The sequence below is a fragment of the Streptomyces sp. 7N604 genome (assembly GCF_052245475.1).
Taxonomy (GTDB): domain Bacteria; phylum Actinomycetota; class Actinomycetes; order Streptomycetales; family Streptomycetaceae; genus Streptomyces.
The window spans coordinates 37,725-61,013 of the sequence record NZ_JBQQBX010000041.1; the positions used below are offsets into that span (position 1 = coordinate 37,725).

Genomic DNA, 23,289 nt, shown 5'->3' on the forward strand with positions numbered 1-23,289 from the left:
GTGCCACCGGATCCGAGGCACCACCCGACTGGCTGCGTCGCGTAGCCCGCAGGCGCGCGGCGGGTTGCCTCCCGTCCCCTGCCTCCCGCAGGCCAACTTTGCTCCCGCCCCACGGGAGCCGCACCCCGTCGAGCGGCTGCCGCCGCCGAGCGACCGTCAGCCTGAACCCCACAGCACCCAGCGGCACAACCGCCCGGGGAAAAGGGGAGAGACTCCGCGTGTCCGACACCGACCGGCTGTACGCCCTGTCCAGCACATACACCCACCCCTGGCTCGACGCGGACGGGCCCGGCCTGCTGATCAACGATCCGGTCCTGGCGATGCGCTGGTACCTCACCCACGAGCGCGAGCAATACCTGGCCGTCACCGGCCACGTCAGCCACGATGCCGGCGCCACCTGGCAGCCGCTGGCCCCCCACCAGCTGCTGGCCGACGCCGAACAGCACCTCGGCTCCGCCGCGCAGACCGCCACCGGCGCCACCCAGCTGCTGCACCGCGCGCTGCAGGCCGAGGCCGCCGAATGGATCGACGCCCGGATCCGGTTCTTCCAGCCCGACGGCCCCCGCCCATGGCTGCCCGAGACACCCGAGTTGTCCTCATGGCAGCGCGGTGGCCAGATCTGGGCACTCGCCCTGGGCACCGTCCCCGACACCGCCGTCATGGCCCACCTCGCCTCGCTCTACACCGATCCGCAGCCCGAGGGGCCGGGGCTGATGCAGGCGGCCGCCCGCGATACCCTCACCGCCCTCGCCCTGGCCGACGACCCGCAAGGGGCCCAGCTCGGTGAACTCATACGCGCCTGGCGCCTGCTGGAACGGCTCACCTTCGGCTCCGAGGCCGGCCAAGTCGACGGCCGCGCCCGTGCCGCGCAGCAGACACTGATGGGCCACCTGATCTCCCACCACCCGGACACCGCACCCGTCATCGTCGCGTACGCCGACCCGGCCCACCCCGCTCACCAGGCCGCCCGCTTCTATCTACGACCCCTGGCCCAGATCGGAGCCGGGGAAGAGAGCCTGCTGGCCGACGCCCGCGCCGCCTTCGATGACGCCCTGCAGGAAGCCGACGCCATCCCGGCCCCGGCCCCAGCCACCGCGGCCACACCCACCGACCCCGAGCAGCAGCCCCCGGCCATCCCCGGTTACCCGAAACCGCTCCTGGACGATCTGCAGGCCGCCGCAGCATGGCGACTGCGTTCGCCCGCTGCCCGCCGCGCCGCTGAACGGATCATGGAAGACCTGACCCATGCCACTGGGCGCCTGGCCGAAGTCACCGCCCACCGCGACCTCGCCCAGCCTCCGACCAGCGACGAGCGCGCGGCACAGGATCACGCCGCCTCGTGGCGCAACTACTACCAGGACCGGCTGGCCGAACTCGATGCCCAGCATGCGATGCTGATGCACGCGAGCATCCTGGCCGACGCCGAGGAAGCCGCCACACCCGCCACGCACGAGCTCATCATCGCCGCCTCGCAGGCCACCGAACGCAGCGCCCAGCCCGGTGAGCACCCTCGGCAGACCCACCAGGCGTTCATGGCCGAGGTGGAGGCCGGAGAGCGCCGGATCGCCGATGTCCTCGCCGAGCAGCGGCAGCTGACCCGGGACGCCCTGCACAACCTGTTCCCCAAACTGACCGGCCGCCAGGGCCTGCACACGCTGCGCACCCAGCTGATCGAGCACTCCGGTCTCGGCATCGACGCATACACCCGCGCTTACGATGCCATCGGCCAGGCCGGGCGGCGCCTCAGGGAACTGGAGGCCAACCACCAAAGCGGCTACGTGGAGTTCGGCCGCCAGCCGGTAACCGGCGAGCAGGTCGAGCAGGCGCGCGCCGACGTCGAAAACGCCGAGCAGCGCTTCGCCGACCTGCGCGCGAGCCGTCCGCCCACCCTGCGCGCCGTGAAGGTGCTGGACGGCGTGGCGGGGATGGAACCCTCCGCCTCCGGCAGCCTGGCCGCGCGCGCCGCGCGCATCAAGACCCCCTCCCGCGAACGCGCCGTCCAGCCCCCGGCAGCCGCCACCGAGCCACTGCGCGCCGACGACACCCAGCACACGCACCACCTCCAGCAGCCAGGCACAGGGCAGATCGCCCACCTGCCCTGACGTGACCTGACCTGCCCCCGCCACCGTGCCGCCGCAGGCCGTGCCCCGGGCCATGACCGCGCCCACCGCGAGGGAGCCCGACGTGGGGGTTTTCATGGTTTCCGCAGCGCCGCCCGTGTAGCGTCGTCTCCAGCTGTCGTGGTTCCGAAGTACCTTCCGCCCGTGAGCACATGCACGGGCGGTTTTGCTGTTCAGCGTCTTTGAGGACCAGGGCGATCACCTCCGGTTCCCGCGCGGTGTGGGAGCCAACCTCGAGTGCCTTTGGAGGGCATGCATGGCCAGCGGAACCGTGAAGTGGTTCAACTCGGAGAAGGGCTTCGGCTTCATCGAGCAGGACGGGGGAGGCCCGGATGTCTTCGCCCACTACTCCAACATCGCTGGTCGCGGATTCCGTGAGCTGACCGAGGGCCAGAAGGTGACGTTCGACGTCACCCAGGGGCAGAAGGGCCCCCAGGCGGAGAACATCACCCCCGCCTGAACCGAACCTCGGGTGCCCGTCCCCGCTCGGCCCGGGGGCGGGCACCGGCGCGTCCAGACCGGCGGCGGATCGGGGGGCGTTGTCCACCGCTCGGGCGTGGGCCGGTGGGCACAGCGGTGGGTGGCCGAGCTTCGGCGGCGACGCGGGTCCCTGCGGGCGGTGGGGTCGCCAGCGGTGCTCCGCCCCGGTCTCGGGCCCCCTTGGCGAACAGGCCACCGGGGCGCACCGTGGGCCCCTGCGCAGCGGTTGAGCACACTGCGCAGGCTGACGCCGGAGGCCGCGCCCCGGCGCCAGCTACCACCCGGCTAGACCTCAGCTGCGACCTTCTCCTCGGCGGCCTCGGGGGCGGCCTTTTCCTCAGCCGCCTCGGGCGCCGCGGCCTCGCTGGCCGTCTCGGGTGCCGTTTCAGCTGCGGCGGCGTCGTTCTCGCGCGCCGTGTAGAACACCGAGCCCTGCTTCCGCTCGCGCTCTACGTAGTTCTTGGCGACAAGCGCCTCCAGCGTGTTGCGTACCACCTGGTTGCTCGCAGCGCGTTCCGGGTGGGCCTCCGCCAGCTCGTTGACGACCTCGCCGACCATACGCGGCTGGTGGTGCTGGGCGAGGAGGTCCAGGATCAGCTCACGCAGCGGGGGCCCCTCACTCTTCTTCTTGGCTGCCGCCTTGGGCGCCTTCGCTTCACCCGCGGGCTTGGCCTGCGCCGCCTTCTTCCGGCGCCCGCGTGGCTCGCTGGCCGCCTTCTTCGCCCGCCGCGGCTGCGGAATGGCCTGCACGGCTGGCTCCGCCAAGACGGCTTCCGCATTGCCGTCGGGCGATTGGGCCGCCCTTTCCCGTGCGGCGGGTGCCCCGACCACCGTGCCCCGCATGGTGGACAGCCACGCGTGCTCGTTGTCGAGCTGCTCGAGACGGGCCTGCAGGTCCGCGATCTTCGAGTGAATAGCCTCCCGCTCCTTCTCGTTGCTCTCAAGGTCGGCCGCAAGCCGCGCCGCATACCGATCCTGGATGTTGGTGTTGTCCGGCTCGTTGGACACGAACAGCTCGCTCTCCTCGTACTTGGTGTTGCTGCCGGATGCTACTCACACTGGACAGGCGGCAGTTGCCGTTGCGCTTAGCAGTAACCCCCTTGGGCACCAACGGGTGACCCCATTCGTGCCCAATGTTGGGGCATCACGGTCGGCCAGGACCCAGCACTCGGCCATGGGCACCGACTCCCCTCTCCCAGCGGTCTGCGGCGCCGGGAGCCGGGCTTCTGGTCCCAGTCCCTACCGGTTGAACCGGCACTGTGAGCCGTCCAACCTGCCTGGCACCGTACGTCGCTCTCCCGCCCTCGGGGAGACCATGACAGCTGGCAGACTCAGCTGATGGGAGGAGTAGCCATCGCTGCCGCCGTGACGGAGGGCGAGCCCGCGGTCAACTGCCTGCTCCCACCCGACGGGAGAGAGCACGCGACCGCGGGCTCCGCAGACGGGATGAACGGCCGACCACGACCCCGAAGTGAAGCTGGACCTGTTTGCCTCACCTCATGATCTCGACTTGGCGTGGGGGCAGCACACCTCCATCCCCTCCGGGTGCCTGGCCGGCCGCCCGCCTGGACCGCACGTTCGCGGCGGCCCGCGGCGAGGGCCGGGCAGCTCTCGCCACGTATCTGCCGGTCGGCTACCCCACCCCGTCCCAGAGTCTGCGGATTCTCCACCGCCTCGCCGAAACTGCGGACGTCATCGAGCTCGGCTGGCCATACTCCGACCCCATGATGGATGGCCCTGTCATCCAGCGGGCCGCCACCCAGGCACTCGCCGCCGGGTTCCGCGCCCGCCACCTCATCGCGGCTATCCGCGACCTTGCCTCCGCGCCCGCCAGCCTGCTGGTGATGAGCTACTACGGCCCGCTGGCCCGCTATGGGCTTGAGCGAGCAGCCGACGACATCGCCGCAGCGGGCGCCGCCGGGGTGATCCTCCCCGACCTTCCCATCGAGGAAGCCGACGCCTGGCTGGCCGCCGCACACCGTACCGGCCTGCACACAGTGTTCGTCGTCGCACCCACCACCACCGACGCCCGCCTGACCCGCATCTGCGCGGCCGCCGGCGGCATGCTCTACGCCCCCGCGGTCCCCGGCGTCACCGGATCCACCGGACCGTTGCACACCGGCCTGCCCGCCTTCGTCAACCGGCTGCGCACGGTCACCGACCTGCCAATCGGGGTAGGCATCGGGGTATCCAGCGCCGCACACGCCGCGACCGCTAGCCGCATCGCCGACGCTGTCATCGTGGGATCCGCCCTCATCCGCGGCGTGGACGCCGCCGAAGGCCCATCGGAGCAGATCGACGCGGCGGGTGCCCTCACCGCCCGCCTCGCCGCAGAAGTCCGCCGCCCGGCGCTCGACCGCGCACCGGAGCCGACAGCGAGCACGCCATCAGCCGCGTGAGGCAGCCATGCCGACCCGCCCACGGGCCGCTGACCCCGGCAGCCCGGCCAGGGCTGGCGTTGCCGCCTGCAACCGGGCTGTGCCCCAACGCCGCGTGCTCGGTGTCCGGCTCATCGAGCGAGGCCGGGTTAATGGTTTCCCTAGCCCGCAGCCGCCAACTGCCGGGTATCTGCTGCGGTGCCAGAACGGCACGCATGGCGGCCGCGTGCCGGTGGACGGTGGTGTCGGGGCCGGGGCCGCTGTCGGCGAGCCCGGCGAGGTACATGCACCGCACCTCGGCGGTTGGAGGCAGCCGGTACGCCACGGCTGCCTGGTCAGGCTTGCTCCGGGGGGAGGAACACGCGGTTAGTGGCGGTGGCGGTCGGTCTCGAAGGCGACGGTGACCGTGCCGTTGACGCGGCCGGCGTCGAACGGCCGTGGTGTGGTGCCGCTCATGCCCGCCAGCGCGCGGACATGCCGGTCGGCAGTGTGCTGGCGCTCGTATGCTTCGAGTTCGTTGAGGACCTCGCCCACGTCCGGATACTTCGGGCCACGTGGAGCGCGGCTGGCAGCTTGCTTCTTCCGGCTGCTCTTCAGCGCGGGCTTGTCGCGGGCGCTGTCGGCCCAGGACGCTGGGGCGTCGTGCTCGCGGAGGATTCCCTGAGCCCTGCTCACGGCTGCCCCGCGGCGCTCGCAGCCGGTCAGAGCGGCCAGCCGGTCGATGGCGGCTTCGCGCCGTCCGAGGCGCGCGCGTCATGGTCGCCGAAGTGCGTCCCCGCGCCCGCGCCTTCTTCGCCGCCCATGGATACGAGCCCGCGGTCGGCCCGGCACTGGTGATTCCCTCCTCGGCGGGGACGTACGTCCACCCCCAGAGCGTCTACAGCACGACCCTGGTGTGGATGAGCTGCCGTGCCGAAGACGCGGTGGTGGCGGAGGCGACCGCACAGGGCACGGCCTTGGTCGGCGTGCTCGGCGATTGATGCCGGGCCGAAGCGGCCACGGTCCTGCACTGAGGAGCGTGAAGGCCTTCGCACGGTGCGCACCCCGGGGGTTCCTCTCCGGTCGAAAGCGGCTCCCGACCCCGTGGTGGAGCTGAGAGAGTCCATCGTCGAGGATCAAGACAGGGAGGGAGCCCATGGCTGCCGGTGAGGGGAAACGCGTCAGAGCGGGAGGGTCTTCGCTGCTGGCGGACTTCAAGCAGCTTGGGGCACTGCCGTCCGCGCACAAGCGGGGCTACCAGCTGGAGGTGCTGCTGGAGCAGTTGTTCAGGCGGGCCCACTTTCGGGTCGACCGCAACGCATCCGTCGCGAAACCGCGGCAGACGGACCTGGTGGCCCGCTACGGCGACACCTGGTACCTGATCGAGGCCAAGTGGCACAACGAGCCAGCCGACATCAACGTCTTCGATTCCGTCCGGTCACGGATGGAGCGGGCCGCCTCATCCGCTGTCATCGGCGTCATCATCAGCGTGAACGGCTTCACCGACTCGGCGGTGGAGGACCTGCGGGTGCGCCGGGATCGGGGGCCGATCCTGCTGTTCGGTGAAGACGAGCTGACGCAGGTCCTGAGCACACCGAGGTCACTGGTCAACCTCCTGCAGGTGAAGCGGGAGGAACTGATCACCCACGGCCGCGTGCATCTCGCTGCTGGCCCGAAGCCCCGGCGTCGGCGCCGGCCGGCCACCGGCCTGCCGGGTGGTGAGGCGCGGCTGCTCGACCTCGACCTGCAGCCGCTGCCGTACGTCACGTCCGGGGGCGGGTTCGGGGAGTTCGTCTTCGTGCCGGAGCTGCCGGACGTGGACTGGGCGTTCGGCAGCGGCAGCGGTGTCTCTCTCGATGTGCCGGTCAGGCCGTACAACGAGGACGGCATCGTGGAGTTGCTGTACGGGCTGGACTCGATGGGCTGGACCAGTGCCGAACCGCAGTGGAACATCCAGCAGTCAGGCGCGAACTGGCACGGCGTCGGCGCCCGGGAGTTCGTTGAGGCGCTGCGTGCCTGGAAGAAGCGCGAAGAGAGCCTGGAGGACGCCCACCACACCGAGCAGGTCACCTACTTCGACACGTGCCAGGGCGGAGGCTTCTACACCCTCACCGCGAGCATCGCCAGCCACCGTTCTCGGGCGGTCTACGACTGTCACCTGTCGTTCCAGCTGCCCGGCGTACCCGTGGACTTCCAGCCGATCCGGCACCTGTTCGAACAGTTCGACGCCGCAACATTCAGCTACTTCCGTCCGCTGAACAGCCCGGCAGTCGTTCGGCACCACCCTGAGCAGAGGGTGCCGCTGGAGGTCGTCGGTTACGTCGTCTCGCACAGCGAGCTGGACCTGCCGGACTCCGATGGTGCGCCTGCAGAGTGGGTCACTGGCCTTGTGGTGAGATATCCGCACCGAGGCGAGGCCCGGCATCTCCCGGACGAGTGGCCGGGCCGGGTCGCAGAGAGCGAACTGCTCGTCTGTGCCCTGCGGTCGCACCATCAGCTCCATGAGCCCAAGGAGGCGTACCACCTGCACTGGTGGGAGTACGCGCGTACCTCCGATGCCCTGGCCCTGCGACCCGTGGCCGACTGGTAGCGAGCTGGAGCCCTCGCCGGTCAAGTGGGCTGGGAGCCGGTTGACACGGTTGCCGCCCTCTCGACGATGGACCACGACACCGCGGCGTTCCTCCTCGGGCAGCGTGCCAGCCACGCAGCCCGGCCGACGGCGACTCCGCGTAGGCGCCAGCTGAGGCGGCCCGCGAGCGGCTTCAGGGGGTGACGTGCGCGCCGTCGAGCCGTCGGTGCACCATCGACAGCGTGGTGAGCAGCTCCAGCAACTCCTCGTCGGTGACCGTGCGGTGAAGCCGCGGCTCGTGCGCGGCAGGGTTGCGGTACATGCTGAACAGTCCCTTGACCAGGTTTGCCAGACCCTTCTGTTCATCCAGCTCCGGACCGGTGACGTTCGCGTTGATGGCCACCCGGGCCGTGCCCTGGCCGGGCATGAGCACCGAGTCGACCAGGCGCGCTCCGTCCAGGCCCTGGCCGGTGAGCTGCCGCAGCCGGTCGGCCACCGACTTGACCGCCTCCAGGCTGGCGTGGAAAGGGTTCTTGGCCAAGATCTCCAGCGTGCAGTAGCGCAGCACCTCCGGATGCGTGGAGCGGCGGCGCAGCTCCGACCGCAGCGAACTGGCGTGCCGGGCGGCCTCGCTCAGCGTGGCCGCGGCCGGCCCCTTGGCAAGACGCCCCTCGTCGTTCACCCGCAGCCCGACATGGACGAGGACCTCGTTGAGGTCGTCCTGCCGGCGCGAGAACGTGTGCGGTTGCTGCGCGTAGCGCACCGGGGCCATCGCTGCGCTGATGAACGCGATCACGCAGTTCGACGCCTGCTGGCGCGCCTGGTGCGCCAGCAGCGCCCCGGCCAGCCGGTCCCGCTTGTTGCCGCCCTCCACGTCCGGCACCTTCACGGCCGTCAGCAGCTGTCCGATCTCCCGCCCGGTCAGCCCCTGCGCGGTGTCGCCGAGCACACCCGCCACCGCAGTGACGACCGGTGCAGGCCAGGGCTCGTGTCTACGCGCTGCCACGCCTTCTCAACTTCCCCTCGTTATATGGCCAACCGGTCAGGATGACACGGGCGCGGGTAGGCGGCTGCCCCATTTCCGCGCCTACGAAAGTCCGCGACCCCGGCACGCTCGCCTGGGAGCCGCGGTCGACCTCAGCTTCGGCCCGGCCAGGGATTGATGTCCCGTGCTCGCCCTGCACCGCATAGCGGCCCCCGGGCGCCGTGGACACCCGGGGGCCGCTTACGTGCCCCGACGGCGGCTACGCCGCCCCGGCGCCCGTCACCGCCCCCGCGCCGGGGCCCGTGAACGGCGTCTGCCGGACGGCGTACAGGGCCAGCGCGGCGGGTGTCTGCGTGAGGTCGACGCGCGGGTGAGCGGATCCGTCCAGCGGGTTCAGCAGCCGGGCTGTCCACCCCTCGGCGTTGCGCACCACCTCCAGGGCGGTCTGGTCGGCCAGGGGCAGGACGGTCAGCAGCAACCAGGCCCCTCGCCGGACCACGCCGGTCCTGGGGTGCGCGTAGTGCTCGGCCAACCGGTCGCCGACCGCGCCGGCGCCCTGGCGGCACACGCTGCCCACGTACCGGCAGCCGCGGCGGCTGTCCCACGCGACATAGACCGCGCAGCTCGCCCCCACCCGGCGGCGTACAGCACCTGGCCGGGCCGGGCACACCACGACCGGCGAATGGCTGTCGTCGCCCCGGACCACGCTGTCGTCGAGCACCGGGCCCACCAGCCGCAGCACCGGCCGCAGCGCCCGGCCGATCTGCGCGGGCAGTGTGAGACCGGCACTCACTCGTTGTCCTCCTCGTCCTCGTCGAACACGAAGAGGGAGGTGTCGGCCGGCCCGAACTTCGTGAGGATCTCGGAGAGTTGGCCCAGCTGCTCGCGCTGGCCCTGGACGGCATCGAAGGTGCCGAACACCTGGTTGCCGCGCTTCTGGCTCATGCGGGCCAGCGCCCGCGCGGCCTTGGCGGCCGAGGTGATGCCCTGCTCGAGCGTCCGGCGCAGGCGCACGTCCTCCGCCTCGGGCTCCTGCTGCTTGCCGCCCGTCTTGGCCTTGGCCTCCGCGCGGTTCTTGGCGATGGTGTCCAGGGCCTGGGCCGGGTCGGCGGCGTGGACGAGGTCCCACTCGTAGTCGATGATCATCTGCTGGCCGGCCTTGTCGAGCATGGGCTCGCCGTCGCGGACCAGGACGCCGTCGACCTCGCGCTCCTGGGTGTGGAACTGCTTGGGCAGCACGGCCGGGTCGGCGGCGACGTGGGCTCGGGCGATGGAGTGCAGCATCCGCAGCCCTCCGTCGGTCCGCGCCAGCAGATCCAGCAGCTTCACCGGCGTCGCCCGGAAGGGCGCCTTGCGGGCCTCGCGGTCGGTGCCCTCCTTCGAGCCGCGGTCGCGGGTGATGTAGCTGTCGAGGATCGCCGCGGTGCCGCCCAGGACGGTCAGCTCCGCCACGGCGCCCATCTCGCCGGCCAGAGCGCGCTCGAGGATGTCGTCGAGCACTTCGAACGTGTCCTCGCCCTTGGTCAGTTCCCACGGCTGCTTCCACACCGTGTCGGTGATCGTGCCGCCGTTGCCGAAAGCGCGCAGCGGCTGCTCGATGCCCTCCTGGCTGCGGTAGTCCGACAGCGCCATGGGCGCCAGCCGTTCGCTGACCCGCTGCCGGTCGGCCTTGCCCATCCCGAATTCCTGCTTGATCAGCCGGTTCATGGCGTCCGTGTGCGGCCCGGCGAGCACCGCGTGCTGATGGACCGCGGCCGACCACAGCCGGTGCGCCGGAACCCCGAGCAGTTCGTGCATGGCCTGCGCGCCCACGGTGCCCGACAGCACCCAGTGCACGTCCGGGGTGATCAGGCCCTCACGGTGGGCGTGCCGGTAGACCCGCTGCATGCCCTGAGTGTTCTGCGCCCCCGGGGTCCAGGCTGTGACGTGCACGTGCAGATTGGCCAGCAGGTCGTCCCGGGCCGACACCAGGTCCGCCAGCGGCCCGCCGCTGTCGGACCGCGCGCCGACGACGACGGTGGCCGGGAAGGCGAGCGTGTGGCCCTCCCGCCGGGTCGCCTCCGTCAGCGTGGGCGCGGCCAGGTTCTTGCGGGTGCGCGCGGTCAGCTCGGTCACCCGCCGGCGCACGGCCCCCTGCTCGGCACGGCTGCGCCCGCCGGGCTGGTCGGTCGAGCCGATGACGGTGCTGATGCAGGCGGAGATCGCCTGGTAGATGTCGCCGCCGGTGCGCGCCAGCCACATGCTCACCAGCCGGCTGTTGCCGTCGCCCGCGATCAGGAAGGTGTCCTCGCTGCCGTCGTCGTACACGACGCGCATCACGAACAGCGTCAGCGGTTCCTTCACGCCCTGCTGGAGCACGCTCTGGGTGTAGTCGTTCTCGCCCTTCTGGGCGTAGAACGTGTTGAACATGCTCTCGGAGACTGCACTGGCCAGGGCCTTGCGGTCGCGCATGCGCACCGTGAAGACCGCGATCGGCTCGCCGGTCTCCGGATCGGTCAGCGTCTCGTACGAGGTCACCAGCGACGTGGGCGGTGCCGCGTCCATGGCCGTGCGCAGCTGGTCCGCCCACCGCTGGTTGATGAAGTCGGGCAGGACGTCGAGGTCGAGGTAGCGGTCGTGCGGCGCGGTCGCGTACAGCGTGCCGCCGACGACCGGCTTGGCCGTCAGCAGGCTGACCGGCTCACCGTCCACCAGAGCACGCAGCCGCGCGGGATCCACCGCGCCCGAGGTGACGGCGTTCGCCGAGGCCTCGTCCAGCGAGGTGTCGGGGTTCGCCAGGAGTGCCTTGCGTGCACCGCGGAGCCTGGTGACCGGCTGCGGGTCCGCCACCGGCGAGGGGCGGCGCAGCAGGGGAGGAAGGCCGTCGTCGGGCTCCTGCACGTCCCGGCCGTCGAATGCGTCGATCGAGGTCATGGTCTCGCCCTCCCGGGCGTAGCACGCAGCAGGAAAACCCGCGGGCAGGGTCGTCCCTGCCTCCACTGCGCGCCGTCCGAAGGGGGCGGCGAGCGCCGTCACGCTCCACCAGCGGCTCATGTCTCCGTGATGTCCCGTGCCGACTGGCGTTCTACGGTCACCGGCGAGCTGCTGGTCAGCCGGTCCGAGGACCGAACGCCCGTCGATGACGGGTGCCAGCTGCTCTCATGCCTCAGTTCGAACTCTGTGGCATGCAGTTTCCGTGTAGCCAGAGCGGTGCGCGGCCGGCACAGCAACGCTGAACCGGCAACCCCCGAGTGTACGCCAACGCGCACCGAACCACATCGAGTTCATTTAAGCGGACAAAACGCCCAGATCGTGCGATGTGGTCGCAGCCGGCCGGACCGAGCAGGCAGTGACGCTGCCGCAGGGCGCGAGGCCCGAACCGGGGCAACGGGCTAGGGAGCCGGGTGACACACCCCGGCCTGCTGAGGTTGCAGCACCGCCTGGACGAGCTGCGTGGCCAGGTGCTCCAGTCCTTCGGGCTCCTTCTCCTGCCAGGGGTCGACGGGCACGGTGGTGAAGCCGATCGGCGCCCCGCCGTCGGCGGTGCAGGTCAGCTCGGCGGTGAGGAGCTCGGCGTATCGGGCCAGGGCGGCCTGGGACATCTGCAGGCCCGGAGCCTGTCGGCGCAATCTGGAGCAGTCGGTGGTCGCCAGCACGAGAGCGCGGCCGCCGAATTCAGTGAGCCACTGGACGGCGTGGGCCAGGCAGGCCCACGGGGCGATGAGATTCGCGGCCAGCAGGGCCGGCAGCTGGTGCGGGAGGTCGAGGAGGCCCGCGGGAGCGTCAACGACGGGGTCCGGGCAGTAGACCACAGCGTCCAGACGCTGGCAGGCGTTCGCGTGCTCGATGAAGAACCGCCGCAGCCGCGCCTCGTCCTTCACATCGAGGCGCACGCGCTGCACCCCGTGGCCCTTCAGCCGCTGGGGAATCTTCCGCGCGTCGGCGGCCGTCGCGATGACCGTGTAGTGGTGGGCACCGGCCAGCTCCTGGCACACCCGCGCCGCGAGCGGACGGTCGGCACCGATGACCATGACGACGGGGCGGGCGTGGGCGTGGAGGGCGATCACGAGCGGGGTCTCCTTGCACAGTGCGGGCAGGCGAACGGGGGAGGCGATCCGCTCACCCGCCACCAGGCGCGGGCAGGCCGGCCGCCTTGCGGACTCTGGCCAGCAGGGCGTCTGCCAGCTGCTCATCGTGCGGGTTGAGGGAGAGCAGGTTGAGCAGGATCTGCTCGCTGGTGTTCCAACTGCCCCGCAAGAAGTGGACCTGGGCCAGCCCATACAGGGCGTGTAGGAAGGGCCGGTTGTTCTTCTCGCGCCACAGCAGCGCGCCGCTGAAGAAATGCAGGGCCTGCTCGCCGACCACGACCGCGCACTCGAACCAATCCCGAGCCTCGGCGAGTTCGCGGGCGGACGGAGCGGGGCCGGCCGCGTCGTCGCACTGGGGGTCGATGATGCCCGGACCGGGAAAGACGAGTCCGGCGCGCAGGACGTAGGCCTCCACCGCCATCGGCCGCTCCTGCGTGATCTGCTCCAACAGCGCCTTGCGGGCCGCCGCGGGCGCGTCGCCCGGCTGGCCGAGCGCGTCGCGCTCGCCGGGCGTCAGCAGATGCTGCGGGGGCATCGTGAACGCGGGCCGCGGACCGGCGGCCAGGACGTGACGCTTCCACCGGTCTGGCTCGTCCAGCGCCTCACACTCCGCGGGCGAGGCCCCGCCACCGTCCTCATCCTCGTAGTCGTCGGGTGCGGCGTAGGGGGTGGTGGGTTCCACGCCTTCCGTCGCGAGCCAGGACGGGTCGAACGTGCCGCTGCTGCGGGCCTGCTCGGGGAAGATCCGCGCGACCTGATTGCCCGCCTGCGACGCCGCATCGCTCATGGGGCCGGGCAACAGCATGAACAGCCCGTGGTAGGACTCAGGCCACATGTGGGCGCCGATTCCCGGCCCCCAGAATTCGATGTCCTGCTGCATCAGGGCGCGCAGCAGCAGATCACATCCCGGTCCGTCCAGCCGCTCCAACGGCAACTGCCGTAGCAGGTCATCCGCCTGCTCCCGCACGGTGTTGAGGGCCTTCTGATAGCCCACGCCGGTCTCCCTGTCGAGACGGCGCGCGATGGCGGAGCGGTGGGTTTCATTGGTCCGCGAGACGGTGGCCGGCATGGCGCTCTCCTGGTCGCGACCCTGCGGTCCGCGCCGCCCACCTCGGCGCGCCGTCAGGGCCGTTGGCCGGGGCGCGTACACAGCATGTCGATCTCGGGGCCCAGCGTCGGCAATGGGTTCACCCGCCTGACCAACGGTGGGATGGCCAGCAAGAGCGCGCCCCCTACGGCGCGATGCGCACAGCCTAGCGGGGCCGTCAACCGGGCGGCATGCCACGTGTGAGTGATGTCCACGCCAAGGTCCTTGCCACCGACGCGGCGGCGGCCGTGCCGATGGTGGCGGGCGGGGCGCTCACGGCTTCGTTCGGCCAGACCGTGTGCGAGGTCGGCCAGGTGCCGGGGCTGAAGCCCGAGGAGTTCCATGGCCCGCCCTAGGACGAACGCCCGGCCGTACTTGGGGAGTTGAGGACGGCACTGGTGGGACGCCAGCGACATTGACGCCGCCCGGCGTCGCGCCCGGCAGACGTTGGCGCCGAGCGGCACCAGTAACTTTCACAAGTCCGGCGATGCGACGGAGAGGGAGCCGACATGCTGGGAAGCCGCGTCCACATCAAAGGGCCGGCCAGACAGAAGCTCGGGGCCGAGCTGAAGAAGGCGTACAGCAGGGGGGCCTCGATCCGGACTCTCGCGCACGGCTGCGGGCGCTCGTACGGGTTCGTGCACCGCGTGCTCACCGAGGCCGGCACCGCCATGCGCACGCGCGGCGGCTCGTACGCCCGCCGCCGCACAGAATGCGTGCGAGGGCGAGCGGATCGCGGGTTACAGCGGGCGGCCCTCCGGCGGCAGCCCGTAGAGGAACCGCAGTGCTGAGCCCAGCTCGGGGTCGGTCTCTTCCCAGACCATCCGCTCGATCCGGTCGTCGGGGTGCTCTGCGTATCGCTCGTGTGCGGCGTCGTCGAAGCGGAGATCGATCCGGGCCGTACCGAAGTCCCCGGCCGGCAGACGGCCCAGCTCCCTCACCGACGGCTGGCTGGGCAGGGGGACGGCCACCACTACGCACATGCCCATGCCGGCGGTCACCACAGCGTTGCCGATGTCGTCCGGGAACGGGTGCGGCACTGGGAAGTCGCCGAACTCCCGGGCCAGCGGATGATGCAGGACCTGGGCCGACTCGCCGGTCAGGTTCAGTACGGTGCGCTCGCGGTCCCGGTCCTGCAGGTAGTGCCGCATGTGCTCGTGCATGCGGTAGTGGCGGACGAAGCCCCGCATCGCGTCGGCGTTCGCGCGCACCTGGGGGTGCTCGGGCTCGGGGTGGCTCCACCAGGACATCACGACCGGGATGGCTTGGCCGGTCTCGGGCGAGGCGGTGAGATCGAAGGTGGCGTGGTTGGTCGGCGGGGGAAGGCTGGTCATGGTGCCCATCATGGCGTCGGGCACTGACAGCGCTGACTTGAACGCCGTGAACTCACCGGATCTTGTTCTGTGTTGGCCTGCTGCTCGCCGCCGGTGTGTCAGTCCGCCGGATGTCGGCCACCCCGCCCATGCGGCTGTTGGCAGGGGCGGCGCAGGGATCTTCAGGCGCCTGCTCGAGTATGGCGTCCACCGCACTGGCTCGCCGGGAGCCGTTCTCGGTGCCCCGTCTGCCGTTCCTGAGGTGTGCTCGGGACGGGTGCTGTCGTCGTTGGTGTGGGGCTGGTTTTTGCGGCTCGGCGCCGCGGGAAATTCCGTACATCGTTCAGGATTTGCTTTCCCCACGGCGTTGCGTAGCGTCACCGCCAACCTGCGCCTGTGCCCCGGTGCGGTGGGCGGTCACCAGGTCGCGCCAGTGGCCGACGTCGATGTTGAGGCGGTAGGCGGGCGGGGTGCCATCCCCCGCTCCCGGGTACGCCCCGACCTCCCGCTATGCCCGGACACCCGCACCCTCTACCGGCTGCGCGACACAACCCCAGTACACGGCGGCACCGAGGCCTCGGCCTCGTTTCAGTACGTTCTGCGTACCTCCATACAGGAGGCGGCCACTCATGCACGCTGCCCGGGAAGCTGAGGCATCCCGGGCAGCGTCGTCTTCGCTCCCGCGCGTCGGGCGGACCACGAGGTGTCAGAACTTCTGACAGCGACACCGTTTTCCTGGTCCGTTCCTACCCACAGGTGTGGTCAGTCCGTCTCATCTTCGGGGCGGCGTCCGTGGAACATCATGGAGGTTCCACCTTCGGGCAGGTACCAGCCGTCCGCGGCCATGTACGGCGGAATGTAGGTCGGGTTGGTGTCGGTGTTCAGGCTCGAGTCGGGGTCGGTGACGTCCCGGATCACTCGGCGCTGGACCTCCCGGAAGTTGTAGCCGTCGGGTCCGTCGACCTCCCAGGTGATGTCGCGCAGCGCGACCTGGTGCTCGTTCGGGTCGGTCGCGGTGGCGGTCTCGATCATGGGATGGGCCTCGATCAGTCCGCCGTACAGGCACAGGACGATAAGGAGCTGGCAGACGCGGTCGGAGAACTCGCCGAAGCCGTACTCCTGGCCGCAGCCGCAGGACGGGTCATGGGCGTGGACGTCGAATTCCACCTCGTAGGGCTTGCCGATCAGGGCGTAGGCGGGCAGGGCCTGGGTGCGTCCGCTCGGGCAGGGGTGGGCGGTGTCGAACAGGTTGATCCACACCTTGACGCGCGTGGCCGCGAAGCCTGTGTATTCGGCTTCCAGAGCCTTCTCAAGGCGCTGGTGGGCGGCGTATGCCTTCTCATCGACGCTCTTCCAGCCCTCGCCGAGCCGGTGTCCTGCCAGATGCAGGAACTGGTTGGTCAGCAGGGACAGTTCGTCGAGCGTGGGGAGCGGCCCGTCCGTCGTGCCAGGGCCCGTCTCCTTCTCCGGCTCGTCGTTCTCGCGGTCAGAGGAGCTGGGGGAGGGCCAGACCTGGGTGAGGTCGTCTCCGGGGTCGGCTCGGCGGACCAGGGCGATGTCGGATAGCGTCAGCCCGAACACGGAACGGCCGTCCCATGCTTCCAGCCACGGCAGATCCTGGGGGCCGGTGCTGTGCGGGTGGACGCTGGTGGTGTCGACGCAGATCTGCACGGGGTCGGGGAGCTGCGCGTCGGGCCCGAACCACAGCACGTGCACCCTGGTCTTCGTGCCGAGGAACTGCTGCGCCTGACGCACCGCGTGGGGGGCGTGGTCAGAGGGAATCCACCAGCCGTTGCGGGCCCACGCCTGATCGGCGTCGACCGCGTCGCATCCGTCGAGGTCGTAGAGGGCTTCAGCCGCCTGTTGGCGGGCTTCGTCCCGGACCGCACGGCACAGGTCGTTCGCGGGCGCGGTGCTGCCCAGGCCCTGAGCATCGGCTCCGGCTACTGCTGCTCCGTCCCAGACCGGGACGCCGGGCGGAGTGAAGGGGATCTTGCCCAGGACGACAGCGACCTGGTTCGCGCGGTCGATGCTGTGGGTGAGGTGAGCGTCGGCCCGGCTCCGGGCGGATCGGTCGTCGTCGGGCTGCGCTCCGTACCGGCGGCGGGGGTCGCCGGGTGCTTCGTCCAGGCTGTGCCCGAGGAGCATCGGGAACAGCTGGTGCTTGAGGAGCGCTTCGAGCCCGTACTCGACGTTCGAGGCGTCCCCGGTGACGGCGAACGGCTTCATGGTCTGTTCGAGTCCGTCGCTGAGGGACTGGACGACGTGGAAGGGAATGCGGTGGCGGTCGCGCTCATAGCCTTGGGTCGTGAAGGCCACGGCGTAGGCGATGGCGGCGGGCCACAGGGCGTCCCTCCAGCGCACTTCAGATGCCCGGCACAGGGCCTTCGCCGCGGCGCGGGCGGTGGGGTCGTGGCGGTCGACGGCGTCGACGAGCGCGGCCAGGGTCGCGCCGGCGCCCAGGTGCTTGAACGCCTCGTGCCGGTGAGCGGGGGGCGGGAGCCAGATCCAGGAACGATGGAGCGGCTCACCCCAGCGTTCCATGACAAACGGCCAGCCGCCGCGCTCCTTCAGTGCGCGGTCGAGCCGGGCACCCAGGTTGGGCCCGCAGGTCAGTGCGAGGACGGCCGCGACAGCGTCCCATCCCGCCGGAGCAGCCAGGTCGTCGTTGAGGAGCCGGTCGAGTTCCACTGCGAGGTACGGGAGATCGGTGCGGTAGGCCTGGTCGCCGTCGAAGATGCACGCGGGGCACACAGGGACGGCGCCGTGCGCGTTCTTCAGCAGATGGTGCTCGGGGTACCGGTCTCCGCAGATCGGACACGGCATGGTGGATCGCACTTCCGCGTCCCGGACCCTGCGGAGCCGGGTCTTTCCGAGTTTGGAGTCCATGCGGCGCGCGGTGACGCGGACGGCTTCGGTGGAACAGTCCGCGAGGCCGTCCTCGAAGTCCTCGACGGTGGCGTTGCCCGACGGGCACATCGACGTCAGGTACAGCGGCTTGGTCAGGTCGGATTGCTCCGGGTCGTCCGGATCGAGTTCATCGCTGGCGTCGTGGTCTGCACGTCCCACGGACAAGCTCAGTCCGGCGACGGGTCCTGCGTAAGCCGTGAGGCCGAAGCAGTCCACGTCTGGCTCATGGTGACCGGCACCCCACCCCAGGAGACGGAACTCCGCAATGAGGGCCTGTAGGTAGTCCTTCGCGAGCATGGGGCCCGGGGCTGGTTCGGCCGCAGTCGGGTCAGTGAGGATCCGGACGGCTTCGGCACGACCGGCCGCGTCCAGGACCGGGGGCAGCAGGTTGCGCTCGGCGGCGTCGACGACGCGCTCCAGAGCCCGCTGATATCCGCAGCCCGTCGCCTTGTTGAGTGCCCTGGCGATCTGCTGGCGGTTGGTGGTGTTCTTCGGTGACAAGACGGCTCCTGCACGCTCTGCGTCATGCCGTCCCACCACGACAAACGCCAGAGTGCGCAAGGGCGGTCAAAGGACGACAAAAACGCCGGGCATCACCGCTGCGTCACCTCCCAGCGGCAGCTGGATTCACCAGAGCCCGGAGGTGGGTCCGGGCAAGGCACGCTTCACGGTGAAGTGCGTTCGCCCGATGATATCCGGAACGCCTCCCTGCAGAGGGCTGTGTCCGCTCCGAACACCGCCCTGTGCATGATGATCTACGAGACCGGAGGGGCACCCGACACCGTCGTCACTGTCTCGCTTAGCGCCCCGGTGACCGGCGCCGCGGTTGCGGTGGACGTCACCGCGCTGACCACCAAGCGCATCACCGCCGGTACCTCCTCGGCACCGCCGACAACACCTTCATGACCCGAGTGGCCACCGCGCTGCGCGTCGTCCTCGAACTCCACGACTAATCTGCCGCCGCCGCGGATGCCCTAAGGCCATCGAGCCCACGGTCGAGCACGCGGAGGAGGAGCTGGAAGCGACCAGTTGGACGGAGCACTCAGGCGGCGACGGCCATCTGTGCCCCGCGCACTCGAAGCCGCCCGCCGCGCTCGTCCGTCAGCGGCGGGCTTCCGCGGCCGCCTTGCGCTTGGCCTCGACCTCGGGCGGAAGCGGGAGAACCGGCGCGGCGCCCGGGTTGGTCGGTCCCTCGTCACGGACGCCGTCGGGCCCGGCGACGGCCGACCAGCGGCTGACCTCACGGACCTGGTGCGCGGAGACCTCCCACAGCGAGTGACCCGCCCCCATCGAGTCCGCGCCGCCCATGTCGAACCAGTTGATCCGCATCCAGCCGCCGTACAAGGCCAGCGCCGTCGACATCCACTGCACCGACACCGGGTCGACGTCGCAGGCCCACCCGTCGTGGTGCGGATGCGTCCGGTACTCGAAGTAGCCGAAGCCGTCGCGCCGGGCGAACGCGGGCAGCGGGCCGGACGCCGGCACCCTGCCGCTGCCGTCACTCGTCAAGTACATCTCGCGCGCCGCGCACCCGGGATCGTCACAGGACACCTCGGTGTCGGCCAACCGCAGCCACAACGCCACCTGCACGTCCTGCCCGTTCTCGGTGGGCAACGACCACACCCGCTCACGGCACTGCGACGCCTCATGATCGCGCAATCGCCACTGCTCGGGGAGCTCATGCGACAGCCGGTGCAGGTAATGGCCGACCAACCGCCACCCCTCCTCGGCCGTTGGGCTGATGGCGTGGGCGGTATCGGAAGTCATGCCCGGATTCTAGGGCCGCCACGGGCGCTCCCTGCACCGTACGAACGAAGCCGTGCCACCACGGGGTATAGGGGATCAGGCGGTGGGCGACGCTTCTTCGGGGGAGCTCTGGTAGGCCGCCAGTCTGGCTGCGTCCCGCTCGGGCGTCAGCCGCCTGACGGGGTCGACGAGCGGTTCCGGCGGCGGCCAGGGCCTGGCTCAGCAGGTCGGCCGCGCGGTCGGCGGCAGCGCGGGCCAGGAGCTGGTGGGCGGGAGCGCTGAGTTCGGGCAGTGGCCCCGGCCGCCGTCGGCTCGGTCGGCGGTGCGGGCAGGGGCGGCAGGGGCGGGGCGACGAGCCGGCCACCGTGCGTCGGCTGTCGCGAGGGTGAGTGGAGCGCCTGACCGGCACCCTGCGCCGGTGACCACGGCACCCAGATGGACCAGGGCGCCGCACCAGCCGCTTCCCAGGTTGCCCTGAGTGCAACCGGTGAACGAGTTGCCCTGAGCGCAACTTGGCTGCGACCTGACGGAGTTGCACTCAGGGCAACAAGCGGACTCCCCATCTGCTCGAGCTCGGCGGCCACCCAGGATCCGCGCGGCAGACGGTTCAGGCGAACAGCCCGATCGCAGCGGCCTCCTCGTACTGATCCCTTGGCAGCCCCCTACGGCGCGTCCGCGTGTTGCTGCGCCAGACTCCGAGCTGCAGCACGTGATGCACCCCCGCCTCGTCCACGACCGTTTCACGATGGGCCCGGGGGATACGCACATGGCCTTCCCGCTGCCGGTACTGACGGGCCGCGGCGAGGTGCCGCTCCCAGCTGCTGGCCTCCGCAGCCAGCAGTACCTCGTTCCCGCCCGCCCCGGCAGGAAGAGCCACCGGGACCGCCGGCTGCACCCCCACCTCGAGCAGCCGCCGCCGCTGCTCCTCACTGAGCCGGCCCCAGTCCTTCTGCTGCTGGAGCAGCCACAGGCCGATGTCGTCGCCGAACACCGTCATCCCGGGGCGGAGCTCCGCCAGCGTCGCCCCGCCGTCCAGACAGGTCTTCAGACCGGCGTAGTGGCGCTGCCAGCTGATCGGCCACGGCGGGTTCCAGTCGGGATCGATCGCGCGCAGCAGCCCATCACGCGACCGGGCACGCTCGGCGTTCTTCCCCAGCCCGCCGGGCTTACGGAAGTTCGCCAGGGCCTGGCCGATCGCGCGACCGTCGATGACCGCCTCCCGAGGAGCGGCGAGCGTCCCGGACACCTCGAAGTAGCGGCGCGCACAGGACACCCACACCTCGAAGGCGGCGTCATGGACCGACCACACCATCCCCAACTCGTTGAGCATGTCGAACCGCCACGGCGCCAACACCCCGTCCCGCTGCGCCCGGCGCTGCTCACTGACCCACCCACCCAGCGCGTAGGGCTCGCCATCCGGCCCGGGCACCCTCTCCTCCAGCGGCACCTTCGCGTGCCCGTGCTCGCCGACCCACCGGCGCAGCAGGTCGTAGCCGGTCAGCCAGACCTCGGAGTCGGGCTGCAGGACCCGGCGCTCTACGAAGCGCGCGATCAGGTCCGGATCCCGGGGCGTGGAGAACTTCAGCAGCTGCTCCCACATCTCCGACGCACGCCGCTGACTCTCCGCGGCCTGGTCCTGACCGTCACCACCGCTGCCGTCGTCCGCGTCGCTGGCGTTCTTCGCTCCGGGTGGGGTGACCGGGTGGGGGTCCAGGCCGGTGATGTCTTCGCTGTCTCCGCGGCCAGTGTGCTCGGTGCGCAGCGCGAGCCGCTCGATGATGCCGTCGCCGTGTGAGCGCAGCCCTTGCAGCACAGCCACCAGGGGCCGGTAGGCGGGCGAGGTCAGCATGCCGTCCTCCGGCTTCTCCCCAGGCTGCAGATACACCGGCACGACGATGCGGGCGATCTTGCCCTCGCCCGGCCGCTGACGAAGGGCCCGCCCCACGTTCTGCACGATCTCCACGACACTGCCGCGGGAGTCGGCGAACACCACCCCACCGACTCCTCGGCGCCCGCGGATGTCCTGCCCCTCCCCGATGGCCTTGCAAGAGGACAAGAGCGAAAAGTCCGTCTCGCACCCCTCCTCGTCCTCCCCGTTCCCGAACCGGTCCATGACCAGCCGCTTGACCTCAAGCGTGTGATCCCCACACAGCCACTCCGCCGACACCCGCTCCGGATACCGCCCAGGATCACCGGCATGCAGCTCCGCCGCGGTCTCCGGGAAAGCCCGCGCGCACGCCATCGCGTCCACGATGCGGTTGTGAAACGTCATCAACGACTTCACGCCCACCTCAGCCGCCAGCTTCAGCAGCGCAGCCTGCAACACCGCCAGCCGACGCCCGCGCACCGCCTCATCATCCGCGTCCGCCCCCGGCGGTTCAGGATCGGAAATCTCCAGCACATCGACCTCGAACCGCGCCAGCGTCCCGCGCTCCACCGCCTCCACCAGCCCAAAGGTGAAAGCCGACTTCCCGTACACCGCCTCATCGTCCATCGACACCACGAGCCGGCCATCCCCACCCGCCCTGCCCTCCGACACAGCCCAGATCTTCGGCGTCGCCGTCAGATACAACCGCCGATCCGCCACGATCCGAGTGTTGTCATGCACCGCCGCCCACGCCTTCGCCGCATCCCCCGACGTGTGGTGCGCCTCGTCCGCGACCAGCAGATCGAACGGCGCCAACTCCTGCCCGAACGCCCCCAACAGCGCCTGCTCCAGAGGCCCCGGTACGTCCTCACCGTCCGCCTGACGCGGGCTGAGCGACTCGTAGGTGGCGAACACCCACACCGGCCCCCGCCCGGCCCACAGCCCCAGCTGCGGAGCACTCGTCGTAGTCCGCACCCCGAACTCCGCGAACGCCGCCCCCGACCGCGAACACACCGCCACCGCCCGCCCGGAGAACCCGGCGGCACGCCACGCCGCCGCCGTCTGCACCAGCAGACTCCGCCACGGAGCCAGCCACAGCACTCGGCCACCAGGAGCCACCGTCCGCGCCGTGCCGAACCCCACGGCCGTCTTGCCCGTACCCGGCGCTGAGACCCCCAAGGTCCGAAGCCCTGCCGCCGGAATCGGAACACCGGCCGGCAACTCCCGTGCAACCGCGGCGATATGCTCCCCGACATGACGCCACTCCGGCGTCCCGCTACCGCTCATCGGGCACCCCGCGGACAGGACATGAACGAGAGCATCATCGGCCACCGCCTTGCACATTTTTGATCTTGACGAGTTGATCAGAGGTGACACCCACCGGCTGATTTTCCCAAAGCCTACCCACTGATGCATCAATGGAAATCGTGTACTCTGGAGACCTCAATCTACTCCTACAACCAAGATCACCGCAGGGTTTCCCTCCGTCAGTTGCGCAACCAACCTGGGAGTCGAGCAACCGACCAAGCCGGCACCGGTGAGCCGTTGCAACCATCAATTGACCAGCACATAAGAGATCAGCAGCACCCCCAACCCCCGTAGCTAGCCGCTTTCGCTTTGAGGGCAACCAACTAGAGAGAGTCAGCGACTAAGACCAGAGCAACCACCCCCCGGCCCGATGTCGACCCGTAGTTGCTTCTGAGCCGCGTAGCGGATCAGAACCGGGACGCCGTCGGCGTCCAAAGCATCCGCTGCGTAGCAGCGGCGCGTCGTGTCTGCGTAGCAGAC

The 23,289-nt window shown here is 70.5% G+C and carries 19 protein-coding genes; 8 read left to right on the forward strand and 11 right to left on the reverse strand.

What is annotated here, in order from left to right; translation table 11 throughout:
* The first annotated feature begins 218 nt into the window (after nt 1-218).
* A complete protein-coding gene (locus tag ACTWP8_RS33505; protein WP_443325850.1) occupies nt 219-2,102 on the forward strand; it encodes a hypothetical protein in 1,884 nt (627 codons plus the stop codon).
* Nucleotides 2,103-2,376: 274 nt separating this feature from the next.
* Complete coding sequence (locus ACTWP8_RS33510; RefSeq protein WP_443325851.1) at nt 2,377-2,580, forward strand: cold-shock protein; 204 nt, start codon at nt 2,377-2,379, stop codon at nt 2,578-2,580.
* A gap of 305 nt (nt 2,581-2,885) precedes the next feature.
* On the opposite strand, the gene ACTWP8_RS33515 is transcribed toward ACTWP8_RS33510, so the two are convergent.
* Complete coding sequence (locus ACTWP8_RS33515) at nt 2,886-3,608, reverse strand: BlaI/MecI/CopY family transcriptional regulator (RefSeq protein WP_443325852.1); 723 nt, start codon at nt 3,606-3,608, stop codon at nt 2,886-2,888.
* A 491-nt stretch (nt 3,609-4,099) separates the two neighbouring features.
* Between ACTWP8_RS33515 and trpA the strand changes: the two genes are divergently transcribed.
* Nucleotides 4,100-4,999, forward strand: coding sequence for a tryptophan synthase subunit alpha (trpA, locus tag ACTWP8_RS33520; protein ID WP_443325853.1), 900 nt, complete (start codon nt 4,100-4,102; stop codon nt 4,997-4,999).
* A gap of 345 nt (nt 5,000-5,344) precedes the next feature.
* Here trpA and ACTWP8_RS33525 read toward each other — a convergent pair whose 3' ends face one another.
* The gene (locus ACTWP8_RS33525) at nt 5,345-5,653 is read right to left on the reverse strand and encodes a hypothetical protein (protein ID WP_443325854.1); all 309 of its coding nucleotides are present in this window, start codon (nt 5,651-5,653) and stop codon (nt 5,345-5,347) included.
* 80 nt (nt 5,654-5,733) lie between these two features.
* Between ACTWP8_RS33525 and ACTWP8_RS33530 the strand changes: the two genes are divergently transcribed.
* Nucleotides 5,734-5,958 carry a hypothetical protein gene (locus tag ACTWP8_RS33530; protein WP_443325855.1) on the forward strand — a complete coding sequence of 75 codons (225 nt, stop codon included), beginning with the start codon at nt 5,734-5,736 and terminating at the stop codon, nt 5,956-5,958.
* A gap of 155 nt (nt 5,959-6,113) precedes the next feature.
* Nucleotides 6,114-7,547: a restriction endonuclease gene (locus ACTWP8_RS33535; protein ID WP_443325856.1), complete on the forward strand. Its 1,434-nt coding sequence runs from the start codon at nt 6,114-6,116 to the stop codon at nt 7,545-7,547.
* 172 nt (nt 7,548-7,719) lie between these two features.
* Here the strand turns inward: ACTWP8_RS33535 and ACTWP8_RS33540 are convergent, their stop codons facing one another.
* The 5 genes from ACTWP8_RS33540 to ACTWP8_RS33560 form a co-directional block, all read right to left on the reverse strand.
* Nucleotides 7,720-8,532, reverse strand: coding sequence for a TIGR02391 family protein (locus ACTWP8_RS33540; RefSeq protein WP_443325857.1), 813 nt, complete (start codon nt 8,530-8,532; stop codon nt 7,720-7,722).
* 238 nt (nt 8,533-8,770) lie between these two features.
* On the reverse strand, nt 8,771-9,304 hold the full coding sequence (locus ACTWP8_RS33545; protein WP_443325858.1) for a hypothetical protein: 534 nt from the start codon (nt 9,302-9,304) through the stop codon (nt 8,771-8,773).
* Entirely contained in the window at nt 9,301-11,544 is a 2,244-nt protein-coding gene (locus ACTWP8_RS33550) for a hypothetical protein (protein ID WP_443325859.1), read from the reverse strand. The genes ACTWP8_RS33545 and ACTWP8_RS33550 overlap by 4 nt, the downstream gene beginning before the upstream one ends.
* 338 nt (nt 11,545-11,882) lie before the next feature.
* A complete protein-coding gene (locus ACTWP8_RS33555; RefSeq protein WP_443325860.1) occupies nt 11,883-12,557 on the reverse strand; it encodes a hypothetical protein in 675 nt (224 codons plus the stop codon).
* A gap of 52 nt (nt 12,558-12,609) precedes the next feature.
* Entirely contained in the window at nt 12,610-13,647 is a 1,038-nt protein-coding gene (locus ACTWP8_RS33560; RefSeq protein ID WP_443325861.1) for a hypothetical protein, read from the reverse strand.
* A 218-nt stretch (nt 13,648-13,865) separates the two neighbouring features.
* Between ACTWP8_RS33560 and ACTWP8_RS33565 the strand changes: the two genes are divergently transcribed.
* Both ACTWP8_RS33565 and ACTWP8_RS33570 read left to right on the forward strand, forming a co-directional pair.
* Nucleotides 13,866-14,021, forward strand: coding sequence for a hypothetical protein (locus tag ACTWP8_RS33565; RefSeq protein WP_443325862.1), 156 nt, complete (start codon nt 13,866-13,868; stop codon nt 14,019-14,021).
* Nucleotides 14,022-14,174: 153 nt separating this feature from the next.
* A complete protein-coding gene (locus ACTWP8_RS33570; RefSeq protein WP_443325863.1) occupies nt 14,175-14,456 on the forward strand; it encodes a helix-turn-helix domain-containing protein in 282 nt (93 codons plus the stop codon).
* Here the strand turns inward: ACTWP8_RS33570 and ACTWP8_RS33575 are convergent.
* Nucleotides 14,406-14,999 (reverse strand): hypothetical protein, encoded by a 594-nt coding sequence (locus ACTWP8_RS33575; protein WP_443325864.1) that lies wholly within the window; start codon nt 14,997-14,999, stop codon nt 14,406-14,408. The genes ACTWP8_RS33570 and ACTWP8_RS33575 overlap by 51 nt on opposite strands.
* Nucleotides 15,000-15,740: 741 nt before the next feature.
* Entirely contained in the window at nt 15,741-18,389 is a 2,649-nt protein-coding gene (locus ACTWP8_RS33580; RefSeq protein ID WP_443325865.1) for a hypothetical protein, read from the reverse strand.
* Between the two features lie 219 nt (nt 18,390-18,608).
* Here ACTWP8_RS33580 and ACTWP8_RS33585 point away from each other — a divergent pair, with 219 nt between their 5' ends.
* Nucleotides 18,609-18,794, forward strand: coding sequence for a hypothetical protein (locus ACTWP8_RS33585; protein ID WP_443325866.1), 186 nt, complete (start codon nt 18,609-18,611; stop codon nt 18,792-18,794).
* A 195-nt stretch (nt 18,795-18,989) separates the two neighbouring features.
* Here ACTWP8_RS33585 and ACTWP8_RS33590 read toward each other — a convergent pair whose 3' ends face one another.
* The gene (locus ACTWP8_RS33590; RefSeq protein WP_443325867.1) at nt 18,990-19,655 is read right to left on the reverse strand and encodes a hypothetical protein; all 666 of its coding nucleotides are present in this window, start codon (nt 19,653-19,655) and stop codon (nt 18,990-18,992) included.
* Between the two features lie 586 nt (nt 19,656-20,241).
* Entirely contained in the window at nt 20,242-22,788 is a 2,547-nt protein-coding gene (locus ACTWP8_RS33595) for a Helicase associated domain protein (RefSeq protein ID WP_443325868.1), read from the reverse strand.
* Nucleotides 22,789-23,289: the final 501 nt, after the last annotated feature.